A 12,186-nucleotide genomic window follows, 5' to 3' on the forward strand; every position below is an offset into this window, starting at 1 on the left:
CCAGAACTACATAATTGTGTGAGCCAAATAGAAAAGACCTACGAATATCTCTGCTGCCATTGTCAGCTCCAAACACCAAATTCGCTTATCGGCAAAGCCTGTTGCAATCAAAGCCGAAATAGCGATGATGATGGTGTATTCGATATTTCCGAAACTGAAATAATAGCTTAATCCAAGGAGTGTAAATCCGCCAATTGCCGATACATAGTGAGCAATACGGATAAACAGATTTCGTTTAAAGTCGGAGAATACACCCACTAAAAAGATTCCGATACCGCCTACGATAACCCACCAATCAGCAGATTCTTTAATAAAAAGACCTGTTATGATGATGGCCAGTCCACAAACCCACATCACTATCTCAAATACAAGTTTGTAGGGTTTGCGTAGAAAGTAATTACTATCGGAAATTGATTTTCGGATACCATGAACCGCTATGATTGAGGTAAGATAAACTACCAAGGCTATAAATGCCGCAAAAAGGCTTGCTATTACTAATGCTTTCATAATTATTGGAGTGTAATGGTTTTGTCTGTTTCGTCTTTGAAAGTGAGCTTCAGGTTGTTTCCTGCAACATCTACCGAAAGGCTGTCCACATCGGCATCCACGAAGTTTTTCATGAAGTTGATTTGGAAGTTCAGTATCTCAGCCAGCTTTGCTTCCCAATCTTCTCCTGAGAAAATGCCGGAATCAGCATACACCTGTAAGAACTTTTTCAGGAAGTCAGGAATGTTCTGCAAGTTGACATCCCAATCAGCTCCAACGGTGGCATTTTCTTCAATACCACTAAGTTTATTTTCATCGGCTTCGGGGTATGAACGTTTAGCATTATTGGCTTCAATAGCTGCTGCCTGTTCTACTGATATGGTTGTCGGTTTATTCTGAATATTGGTATTCCAATCTGCACCAACAGTAGCACCTTCTTCAATTCCTCCAAGCTTGGTTTCATCCGCTTCGGGATAAGTACGTTTTGCCGTGTTCGCTTCAATGGCGGTAGCTTGTTCTTCGGTTATTGTAGTTGGCTTATTGGCGATATTCGTTTCCCAATCCGCTCCGGCTGTGGCGTTTTCTTCAATGCCCGAAAGTTTATCCTGGTCAGCTTGTGGGTAGCTTCGTTTTTGGGCATTGGTTTCAATGGCTGCTGCCTGTTCTGCTGAAATGGTAACAGGTTTATTCTGAATATTTGTTTCCCAATCCGCTCCAACAGTCGCACCTTCTTCGATTCCTCCAAGCTTGGTTTCGTCAGCTTCGGGATAAGAGCGTTTTGCCGTGTTCGTTTCGATAGCGGTTGCCTGTTCCTCTGTTATGGTAGCAGGTTTATTGGCGATATTCGTTTCCCAATCTGCCCCGGCTGTGGCGTTTTCTTCGATACCCGAAAGTTTGTCCTGGTCAGCTTGTGGGTAGCTTCGTTTTTGGGCATTGGTTTCAATGGCTGCTGCCTGTTCTGCCGAAATGGTAACAGGTTTATTCTGAATATTGGTTTCCCAATCAGCTCCAACAGTCGCACCTTCTTCGATTCCTCCAAGTTTGGTTTCATCCGCTTCGGGATAAGAACGTTTTGCCGAGTTCGTTTCGATAGCGGTAGCTTGTTCCTCTGAAATTGTAGTTGGTTTATTGGCGATATTCGTTTCCCAATCTGCTCCGACAGTTGCGTTTTCTTCAATGCCTGAAAGCTTGTCTTCATCGGCTTGGGGATAACTGCGTTTAGCGTTATTGGCTTCAATATCGGCTGCTTGTTGTGGAGAAATGGTTACAGGTTTGTTCTGCACATTCGTGTCCCAATCTGCTCCAACGGTAGCGTTTTCTTCAATCCAGGCAAGCTTGTTTTCATCTGCTTCGGGATAAGAACGTTTTTCAGTATTTGCCTCAATGGCTGCTGCCTGTTCTGCTGATATGGTAGTAGGCTTGTTTTGAATATTAGTATTCCAATCAGCCCCGGCTGTTGCACCTTCCTCAATCCCTGCAAGCTTTTCTGCATCAGCTTGTGGATAGCTGCTCTTTTTGTTATTGTTCTCAATTGCCGTTGCCTGTTCAGCACTAATGGTTGTTGGTTTGTTTTGCAGTTCTTCAAAATTGGAAGTCAGGTTCATATCATTTTCCAACTGCGAAAGCTTGGTAGGAATGGCAATATTGATATTTCCATCAGGGTCGGTTACAAAACCACCGTGTACCTCGATACCACCATTGGGCATGTACACAGGGCTTTTCTCAGAAATGAGTAAGTCTTCAACATTCCCGGCGATTATCAAACCACCACTAATTTGCTGAACAATGGTTTTAGGTCTGTATTCGGGAGCGGATTTTGAACGTGCAATATTAATGAATGAACCAACCGAAGCCCTGTCAAGTATCGTGTCCTGAATATCCCTGTTCATTTTGAAGTAGGTATCAGAAAATACAATCTTGTTGTAGCCTCTATCAAATACACACGATTGATTGACCTTTGCTTCAAAACAGCAATCGTCAATGTTGGTGGTACTATTCAAAAAAGCAATTGCACCGCTTCCAGCATCAGTATATTCAAAACGAATGTCTGCAAAATTGATAGCACTATTGTAAATCTCAATAGCCTTGTCACTTTGGAAAATTACAGGCTTAACGTATGTTCCAACCACACCATCCACCTTATTGCTCAATGAACAAATGTTGATTTGGTAGGAGAAATCACGCAGGACCAGGAACGTTCCCAAATCGTTGATGTAAGTACCATCCTCAAACATGATGCTGATACTTGCACTTTTATTGGTGTGATACTTCAATGCTTTAGGTAGGGAATCAAACAGCCTTTGAAGCTTTGAAAAAGGAGTTCCTGACGGAATAATAATTGCTTTGCGTTCAACATCGTATTCAAAACCTGTTATCTGTTGGTCTTTACTCATGTCAAACACGCCCTGAAACACTTTGTATTGTTCGTGTTCCATACCTAAATAAGCGTACTGGCCATCCGAAGCCCATTCGCCCTTTTTTAATAACGGTGGGGTTGTTCCCCTAAACATTTTTATCGTTCCCATATCTAAAGTCTTTTAATTGCTAAATCATTGCGTAGGCTTGCTCAAACAATTGGTTGGAGACGTAATTACCACCTGTCTCAACTTTTGTCATCGAAAGCACCAATAAGCGGAGTGTGTTTTTTGTAGGCAGGAGCTTTGCACTCTTGCTGACCTTTAAATCCTTGCAAACCGTTTGGATATAATGGTCTGTATTGTTTTCAAATCGGGGAGCATATTCTTCGACCAATAACGGCACAGTATTCTTTCCTTTTTCAATGTCATGCTTGAGGTCTTTAATCATGGCACGAACACCATAAACCGGAGCAATAAACATTTCAAAACGTCTGTCTTTGTTTTGCTCTTTGGGCAGTTTACCGTTCCATTTGATGTTAGTAAAAATCAGGTTTCCCGGATTGTTGTTTCTGATGCCTCTGGGTGCATTGGATAGATAGGTATTGCCACCGTTCCAATTCTGAAAGTTTGAGGGTAGTTCGTTATTGTTGGTTGTCAAAACGTTTGAACCACGAGGAGGCAATAGTCCACGTTTGCGTTTGTTTCGTCTGCGAATCATTACAATTGTAGTAACTATTGCCCCTGTGGTTAACACCCCTCCCGAAATAAATAATATCTTTTTCTTCTTGTCCATAGCTTTATTGTTAGAGTTTAGAGAGGGATTCCCCAACTATCGAACTTGGGTTTGATTTTAGCAATCTCTTTATCGCTCAATTCAAAACGAAGCCAACCAATCAGATTATGGTTTTGTCCTAATAAGGCTGCCCGACCACCAATCAGATACATCTTTAATCCAAAAGCCTTTATCACAAGCAACATGTCATCCTTAGTCTGAATCTTGTCAATTGTGCTGTAAATGGTTTCTTCATCCGTGCCAAAATCAAGCATTGCACCATAGAGTGTGTTGGCAAATAGAGCTGCATCAGAAGGCGAAAGCGTTAGGTTTTGCTTTTGTATCTCCATTTCTTTAATTGATGGAGCAACACTTGCAGATGTACCATCAGAATTACGCCTTTTCTTGAAATAGCGGAACACCAGGAGACTTCCAATACCTATGGCTACCACAGGGATGCCAACCCGGATACCTGTACCAATGAGTGCTGCTTTACTTGCTCTATCCAACTCCATAGCCACTTTTTAGATGTATCTCAATGCGGTCTTTACAATCTTAGGGTTCTTGGCAACCTTGGTCAGAAGCTTAATCATATCCTGTTGCTCAACCTTATTGACTGCATTTTGCAAAAGGTTTCCTACTTGCTGAACTACCTCGGTACTGTCAGCTTCAATGGTGATTCCTACTTTGAATTTTCTCATAATCGTATGTTTTATTCGTTATCTAAATCATCGTTATCAAACTCTGCGCTCCCCGGTTCCTGTTCTGAAATGCCATTCACGGCTTGATTCAGGAAAAGGAGGGTTTTATTAATCAGCTCCGCTTTGTCAAGGCATAAGCCAACGATGTTTGCAATCTTGGCTACATCTTGCAGTTCCCATGTCTTAAGGGCATCGGATAGCTTTTTGATAATCTCAGCTTTCTTGCGGTCTTCGGGTGTATTAGCCGTACCTATGTCGGTAATCTCAACATTGGTTTCAGGTAGCTGTGCCGATTCTTCCTCGGTATCATCAAGCATTCCCAAAGCTCCTTTGAGTTCTTCGGCTGATAAGCCTAATAATTCTGCTGTTTTCGGACTGTTGGTAAGCAAGCGAGAACCGATACCTACCAATGCACCTGTGGCAACTCGTTTCATCACTTCATTGGGAGCATACCCGGCAAGACGGCTTTCAAGGTCTGTCTTATCGGTTTTCAGTTCCCTGTTTTCACTTTGGTAGCGGTCTTTTTCGGCTCGTAGTTCTGCATTTTCGTTTCGTAAACGCTCATACTTTTCTTCCAAAGTATTGTAGCGTGTCTCGAACTTAAAATCATCCAACTGCTTTTGGTAGCTGATTCGCTCAACCTCTTTGTTATTACCCGATAAGGCATTAAACACACCAAACAGACCATCAAGCTTAGATTTTACGGCAGGGTTATCTCCTGAAAATAATCCTAATAAGGAATCCAGTTCACCCAATCCATTGGTGTTGTTTTGGATTTGGCTCTGTTTCATTTCCTCCTGGATAATAGTTTGTATCTCGGCTCTCTCAATCGGTTCTTTAGGTGGGTTCAAAAGCTTGCTGATATTTACGGTATAGCTGTTCAGGCTACGTGCATTTGGGCTTTTGCCTCCAAACACATCAACCCTGAGTGAACCATGAGACTGCTTTGCTTTTTCAATGGCACTTTCAATATCACGATTAAACTTATCCGTTCCAGAGGTTCTTGAAGTGAGTGCCGTTTCCTGTGCTGCGGTAACCAGGTATATTTCGTAAGCGTAAGGATACTTTTGCTCGTCCTCCGAACGCTTTATAAACTCGTATATGCTTTGTATTTGCTCTCTGTAATCCAACATAGTCGTATTAATTTCGGTGGGGAATAATCTTTACAAACTCCAATCGGTAAGGCTTAAAGTTTTCCGCCTGGGTTTTGATGTCTATGTAATCGGTGAATACCTGGTAGCGGTACTCATCCATAAAGTCGTATTCTTCGGGTGTAGCGGTAAACACGTTATCGCTGCTTATGAGTTCCATCTCATCAATGGAGCTTGGCAGACCTTTGGTGTTCAGAATCCACATATCGTTTTTCAGGTCCAGCGAAATATCCGAACCTGTTACCATTATCACCGTTGGTTTTAACTGATAACTGTCGATGGTTCGCATTCCTGAAACACGGTCTTTTGCGATGGTATGTAATAACTCACTCGTGTTCATATTCAATGTAGATTCTAATGGTTAGCGTATTGTCTCCGCTGTTTTTGTTGCTCTTAAATACCGTATGGATATTGCTGTTTACCTCCAACGGCTCATGGAATGGGATAACTTCTTTGCTCAGATGCTTGACCTTTCGGTTGGCAGTAAGCATGTAATCACGCAGTAGAAAACTGTTGCCGTTTACCAATAGGCTGATGCTACCACACTCATAAGGTTCTGGCTGTTTGTAAGCTTTTACAGGGCGAAGAAAAACATCGGATTTATGTAGATAGGCAAAGGTTAATGTTTCCTGTGCTATCAAGTCTGCAAATTCAAGGCTTGTAATGGTTTGACCTTTTTCACACAAGCCCACTTCATTGTAGAGATAATCGGCAAACTGTGTATTGAAAAGCTCTGCAATGCTGTTATTCAAGTTGCTTTGTTGGTCTGCATCGAGGCAAGTAAATTTTATGTTGTTGCTCAAAATATCAACGATTGCCGGAAGTATATCGCTTTCAAAAAAGTCTTTGCTTTCCGCTTCGCTTGCCCTTGTTCGTAGGTATGAATAGAACAGGTTGGTAATACCATCGGTCACTAACAAATCGGAGATTAAAGCCTGTGGAAATGCTAAATCCTTTGTCACATCTTCCAATTCTGATTCCTTTTTAACCAGGGCGTTTATTGCAATGCCTGTAATCAGTTTACAGGAAGCAGGGAGCAAGTCCTGTTCGTTGATGTGTTTGTTGCCAACTGAGGTTTTTGTAATTACAAAATATCGTTTCATTGTCGGGAGATTTTAGCGTTATTTCTTTTTCTCTACCTCGGCAAGCAGATACACACGAACATTGTAGCTTTCATTAACAGCCAGGTTCTCGCTGTCGTCTTTGTAAATGACACGCACAGGGCTGTTCTTGGCTTTTTCATCCACAGGAAAAGCTACGTCCTTAATGCTCATATCATCGTTGTGGTGAAGCAATGCCACCTCGGTATCATCGGGGATTATTTCTGTATCATCAATCCAAACCCTAAGTGTGGCACCGGGTAATGCTTGTTGGTTGGATAGGCGTAAGAAAATGCCTTTGATACGGTCGTGTTCTGTTTTGGTATTGCCGTTAAACTCGTAGGTCTGACCTTTTTTAACCTCGAATTTCACGACCTGTAATTTGCGTATGTTATTGTCTTGTACTTCCATTTTTGAAATGATTAAGAAGAAAAAGGGGCGGTTAACAACCGCTGACCGCCCCCGAACGATTATGACATATCAAGCTCTTATGCTTTCTCTGTGATAGTTCCCAATAGCGTTACCTTAACTGCTGGGTGGTAAATCTTATCACCTGATACCGATTTCGGCATGTTCAGCTTTGGTGTAATATCCATTGATGGCTTTAACCACTTTGGATTGGCAAGCTTGTATTGGAATTTGCGTTTTGTGGTATCGGTGTCATCGAATACCGCACATGAGATTTCAGGTACAATTACCTTCGTGCCTAACGTCATCTCGAAAGTACCGTTCAGGATTGCCGGAGGTAAAGCAAACTGACCGAATGCAAAATCTGCCGGGTCATTGTCTTCTTCCGATGCTCCATGAGCGTACTCAAGAACAATATCAGTTAACAGGAAATACTTTCCTGAATCCAACTGCGCACGGTTCAGGTTGGTACGACCAGCCTTTTTATCGTCCGATGCCTCCATCAAATCAATATCAGACTTATCCTTAATCGACTTAACGGTATAGATTGCCGTATCAACGGTTTGCATACGTGCATCTTTCAATGCTTTTTGCACTTCCGGTGGCAACTGCTGTCTGCGAAGTTCAAACTGACCTTTTGAAGTCAGGTCTTTGGTAAGTCCTGTTTTTACAGCCGTACTTCTTGCTCCGGCATTGTATGACCTACGCACAGCACGTTTTCGGCTGGTTCTTCTGCGACTTCTTCTCCCTCTACGTCTTGTTCTACGGCGTGAACGACCTAAATCGCCAATGCCTTCGACCGCATCGTCCTGGTCTTCTTCTTTCTCTAAAGCATCTTCCTCTTTTTCAAGAATCGCTTCTTCTAAACCCTCTATTTCTTCCATCGAAGGGTACAAATCATTTTGCTCATTAATTTCTGCCATGATAATTTGTTTTGCGGCTTAATAGCCTTGTTATTAAATTGATTAAATGTTATTTAGTGAGAATCAGGATGCCATCATATCGCCCGAAAAGATGTCATAGTCCATGCTATCGGGGTCGAGGTTTTGGATTTTACCAACAGGCTCATCATCATCCGAACTACCAATCGGTTCATCGCTCATTGCATAATCATTGGCTGCATTGCCAATTGGGTCGTCACTCATCGAATAGTCCGATGCTGCACCTGATACCGAAGCCTGAATTTCACGCTCGATGTCAATGTCGGCTGCCGGGAGTGCTTGTGTGATTGGATTTAAGGCACGTAGTCCGTCCATTTCATCCATATCGCTGTAATCTTCATCACCGATAATGCCCTCTAATCCTTGTAGTATGGTTTTACCTGTGGCTTTTTTGATGATGGATTCAACACCTGCACCTGCTGCACCTACCAAGCCCAGCTTTACATACTCGTTTTTGGTAAACTGCGTACCAACCAAACCGCCCATAGTAACGGCTGCCGGAACGATGTAGGTTTTCATTTCGTTGCCCAACAGACCGCTAACGGTCTGGCTCTTTTCCAACTTCTTTAAAGCGTACTTGCCAACTGCAAACCCTGCTACGGCAGCAATGGGCTTGCCTATGTTGTTGGTAGCTTTCATAAAGTCAATTTTTGTACCGACAGAGTTGGTTCTCCTTCTCCTGGTACTTGACGTTCTTTTTTTAACTGCCATGTTTTCTAAAATTTAATTATTGATTCACAATTATTTATTGAAGCTTGATGCTTCCTAAATCTTCTTTATTGGTGGTTTTCTTGGGGGATGATTTCCGTTTTGCCGGAGTGCTGTCTTTTTTTCGGAACATGAGATAAGCACCAGTACCAACAAGAGCTGCAACACCTAAACCAATACCGACTTTTGCCCCCTTGCTCAGTTTCTTTTTGCCTGTTGCAGTAGAATTCGTTGCAGTCGATTGTGGTGTGTAGTTCCCGGATTTCATTATGGGTTGGGGAGTGTAACTGCCTGATTGTGGCATAATACTATTGGATGGAGGCATCACGCTGTTTGTCGGTGGAGCATAAGCCTCGGTTGTTGGAGCTGCCTGATTGGTAAATTGCGATACCGCTTCCGTTGCAGGAGCTGCTTTTTTGAATTTGTCTTTAACCTTGGTAAAGATGTTTTTGATAGGCTTTAACCAGCTTCCAATTTTTGCCAACACACCACTTGCTGCGGTTACAGAGGCTGCTGTGGCAACTGCACCCATGTTGCCTAATTCTGCCAATTCGCCAATGGCTTCCAAACCTTTTAAATCGGCAAGTAAACCGTCAATGCCTTTTAGAGAGAAGTCGGAACTCTTTTGCTTTGCACCTTTCAGGATTGCTTTTCTAAGGTTCTTTTCTTTACCCTGTAAACCCTTAAACAGTTTACGAACCTTGCCGTGTGTCTTTTTCAGTTTGGCATGTTTTGCCGGGTCGATGTTGTATCTGCTTGCAAGGTCATCGGGTAAATAGGCATATTGCAATTTTTTGGCAATACCGAACATATTTAAGCGTAAGGCTGCCAATAATCCGCCTCTGATTGCAATGGATAAAGGATTAAACCTTACAATTGCTTTAACTACTTTCTTGGCTACTTTGCCAATCTTTTTGCCAACACGTTTAATTGCCTTGAAGAATCGACCTCTACGTCTTTTTCTTCTTCCCAAGCCGTCCATTTCATCGTCCAACTCATCTAATTCAGCCAATCCCTGGATGGCTTCTGAATCGTATTTAATCAGACCTTTTTCGGCAAGCTTTTCTTCAATATCCGATAGCTTATCCAATACGGCATCACGTTGTGGAGTATTCCAAAACTTGATAGCCTGGTCCAACATGGAAATGAATTGGTCAGGGTTTTGGACGTGAGCCATTTTGTCCTTGTTATCCCTGTTCTTTAAGAGATAATTCCGGGTACGGACTAAATAGTTGTAGGTGGCATCTTCGGCATCACCCAATCCGTTTATGGCATCGTCAAAGTCAACACCTGAAACTATGGCAATAAGGTCTTCATGGTTGGCTTGTGCCTGAACACCTCCAACTAAATCAATTCCTGATAAAACAGATATGGGTAATCCTAAAGCACTTGTACCTGTGATGCCATCAATACCTCTAAGTCCTGCCAATTGCAATGGTGACATATCAAAATCAGAACGTTCAAAACTGTATGGCTTTTGGTAATCGAACTTTGAAAGAACAGGGTCGATAACGATTTCATCTTCGGAATCACCAACGGCAGGAACAATCACATAGATATGCTGAAAGTTCTTTTTACCGTCATACTTGGTAATGCGGAGCTTGAAAGGAATGCCCAAACACTTTAGAAGCGAACCCACAAAAATGCTGTAATCATCACAGTCAATTCCTGCATCTGATTTGCCTTTTTGTTTGAACTTTATTTGTCCATCTAACCAGGAACGAGATGGAGTACGGAGCTGTTCCGTTCCGTCATCATCTTTATGATACTGCAAATAGTTGTAAGAAAAGTTGAAGATGTTTCGGCAAGTCTCTTTTAGCGAATCACCTTGCAGCATACTTGCCAGTTCCTCGACTTCCCGAAAGTGTGTACCGATTATATCAATACAACTTTCAACGGTTTCAATTACGTTGCCGTTTTTTATAAACGTGTCCTGTCCGTTTGCCTTTTTTATAAGGTGGTTGAAACGTTTACCGTTTTGGGTGTTTCGTGGGCCGGATACAATGCCCAATTCGCCCAATGCAAATCCGTTCATATTTTCGTCCTCTGATAATGATTGCGTGGTAGTAAGAGTTTCGCCATTAACGCTGATGGTCATGGTGAAAGTCATCTCAGCTTTAAGTTGCTCGGTATTGGAAAGCACGGAAAGAGTAAGTCCTTTACCCATTAGGTTCAGGTATGGCACTTGAAAAACGATTTCAGGCTCTTGTGTTTTGCCTGCACCAATGGTAAGTCCTTTAATATCGGGGGTAGAGTAAGCAACTGCCGAACCTTTGTAATTTGCAACTACCTGGTTTACGGCTAATGTGATGGGTGCTTTTGTGGGATTGTAGCAACGAAGTTTTACAGCAAACTGAACTTCTTGTAAGTTCATCTTGTGGATGCGAAATCCTAAAAGAGCAAAGTTCATTTTTGCCCCGGCAAGAAGCTTTTTGCCTTTCTTAATCAGGTAGAAACCACCGCCAACGGCTGCTACAACTGCTAATGTGCCTAATATTTTCTTTGTGCTTGCTTCCATAATGGAAACAAACATATAGTAGGCTTATGGTGGGGGATTGGCTATGTTTGGTTAGGATTTGCCGGAGTTGTTCTGTTTTTGTTATTTTTTGGTGAAGGGCACAAAAAAAGTCGGTGATGTGCCGACCTTTTATTATTGATTCCTAATGTTTTCATATTTATCAATTAGATTATTCAGAAAACTATTATCATCATATTCAAAAACAAAAGTATTGTCCTTGAAGCTTGCTTTACAATTGTTGTTTGAATTAAGGGTTATTGTATAAGAATCAACACTTAATAGTCCTACACTTTGTATTAGGTATAATAACGCCTTTATGTTTTTTATTTTCTCACCTAAATTTTCATGTCTGTTATATTTCGCTTTAAACTTTTCGAGTTTTATTGACCACTCTATAGGTAAAAGCCCTACAATTACAGAATTAATGCCAGTAATTACAATACTATTATTCTGCAACGTATATTCGCTTTTTACTACTTCCGAAAAAAGATTGTCTTTATCAATTTGAGTAAGCGAAATTTTACCGGAAAAGCCAAGCTCATCTCTTTCCCTAAAAAATCCTTGAATTTCACTCCAATTGTTACTTGTTATATTTTTAAAGTAGTTTTCAGTATCAAATTCAGGTTTATCAATATCGGTTAAAAACTGTGTTAAATCTTTGAATACGTATTTTTTATACCACCGATATGGTTCAAAGAAAAAATAATTAGCTTCAAAGAGAGGCAAGGAGGCAGAAGATAAATCTATAAAATAGTCATAGCCGTCCTTCTGAACTGGAACCCAAAAATCTTTAAAGAAATTTGTCTCAATTGGATTGTCCAGTTGAGCAACTAATGAAATCCATTCAAGTTGAGAGGTATATAATTCCTCGATGCTAATAGGTTTAAAATTTTCATCAATATTTCTAATAATTTCAGGGTATGCAGACAAATACTTCAAAATTGCCGGAATCTTATCAAGTTTGGCTTTCCATATAGCCAAAAATTTTGAGAACAGTTTTTCTTTTTCCTGAAATTTCATAAGATATACTCAATAATACAATAG

Annotated in this window: 13 protein-coding genes; all 13 read right to left on the reverse strand. The window is 41.3% G+C overall.

Going from position 1 to position 12,186, the window contains the following annotated elements:
* Positions 1–6 precede the first annotated feature (6 nt).
* Positions 7–507, reverse strand: a complete 501-nt coding sequence (locus tag ACT29I_RS01880) for a hypothetical protein (protein ID WP_444792572.1) — start codon at positions 505–507, stop codon at positions 7–9.
* Positions 508–509: 2 nt separating this feature from the next.
* On the reverse strand, positions 510–3,011 hold the full coding sequence (locus tag ACT29I_RS01885; protein WP_444792573.1) for a hypothetical protein: 2,502 nt from the start codon (positions 3,009–3,011) through the stop codon (positions 510–512).
* Between the two features lie 19 nt (positions 3,012–3,030).
* Positions 3,031–3,636, reverse strand: coding sequence for a hypothetical protein (locus tag ACT29I_RS01890; RefSeq protein WP_147377094.1), 606 nt, complete (start codon positions 3,634–3,636; stop codon positions 3,031–3,033).
* A 17-nt stretch (positions 3,637–3,653) separates the two neighbouring features.
* Positions 3,654–4,130, reverse strand: coding sequence for a hypothetical protein (locus ACT29I_RS01895; protein WP_444792574.1), 477 nt, complete (start codon positions 4,128–4,130; stop codon positions 3,654–3,656).
* Between the two features lie 9 nt (positions 4,131–4,139).
* A complete protein-coding gene (locus ACT29I_RS01900) occupies positions 4,140–4,316 on the reverse strand; it encodes a hypothetical protein (RefSeq protein ID WP_170154413.1) in 177 nt (58 codons plus the stop codon).
* Positions 4,317–4,327: 11 nt separating this feature from the next.
* Positions 4,328–5,449 carry a hypothetical protein gene (locus tag ACT29I_RS01905; protein WP_444792575.1) on the reverse strand — a complete coding sequence of 374 codons (1,122 nt, stop codon included), beginning with the start codon at positions 5,447–5,449 and terminating at the stop codon, positions 4,328–4,330.
* Positions 5,450–5,456: 7 nt separating this feature from the next.
* On the reverse strand, positions 5,457–5,807 hold the full coding sequence (locus ACT29I_RS01910; RefSeq protein WP_301199051.1) for a hypothetical protein: 351 nt from the start codon (positions 5,805–5,807) through the stop codon (positions 5,457–5,459).
* Complete coding sequence (locus ACT29I_RS01915) at positions 5,794–6,570, reverse strand: hypothetical protein (protein ID WP_444792576.1); 777 nt, start codon at positions 6,568–6,570, stop codon at positions 5,794–5,796. The genes ACT29I_RS01910 and ACT29I_RS01915 overlap by 14 nt, the downstream gene beginning before the upstream one ends.
* A gap of 18 nt (positions 6,571–6,588) precedes the next feature.
* Positions 6,589–6,978: a hypothetical protein gene (locus tag ACT29I_RS01920; protein ID WP_212191656.1), complete on the reverse strand. Its 390-nt coding sequence runs from the start codon at positions 6,976–6,978 to the stop codon at positions 6,589–6,591.
* Positions 6,979–7,055: 77 nt separating this feature from the next.
* Positions 7,056–7,898: a hypothetical protein gene (locus ACT29I_RS01925; RefSeq protein ID WP_120271258.1), complete on the reverse strand. Its 843-nt coding sequence runs from the start codon at positions 7,896–7,898 to the stop codon at positions 7,056–7,058.
* Positions 7,899–7,961: 63 nt separating this feature from the next.
* Positions 7,962–8,627, reverse strand: a complete 666-nt coding sequence (locus ACT29I_RS01930; RefSeq protein ID WP_444792577.1) for a hypothetical protein — start codon at positions 8,625–8,627, stop codon at positions 7,962–7,964.
* A 34-nt stretch (positions 8,628–8,661) separates the two neighbouring features.
* Positions 8,662–11,157 (reverse strand): hypothetical protein, encoded by a 2,496-nt coding sequence (locus ACT29I_RS01935; protein ID WP_444792578.1) that lies wholly within the window; start codon positions 11,155–11,157, stop codon positions 8,662–8,664.
* Positions 11,158–11,274: 117 nt separating this feature from the next.
* Positions 11,275–12,162 (reverse strand): hypothetical protein, encoded by an 888-nt coding sequence (locus ACT29I_RS01940; RefSeq protein WP_444792579.1) that lies wholly within the window; start codon positions 12,160–12,162, stop codon positions 11,275–11,277.
* Between the last annotated feature and the right edge of the window lie 24 nt (positions 12,163–12,186).

Source organism: Saccharicrinis sp. GN24d3, from assembly GCF_052400645.1.
Taxonomy (GTDB): domain Bacteria; phylum Bacteroidota; class Bacteroidia; order Bacteroidales; family Marinilabiliaceae; genus Saccharicrinis.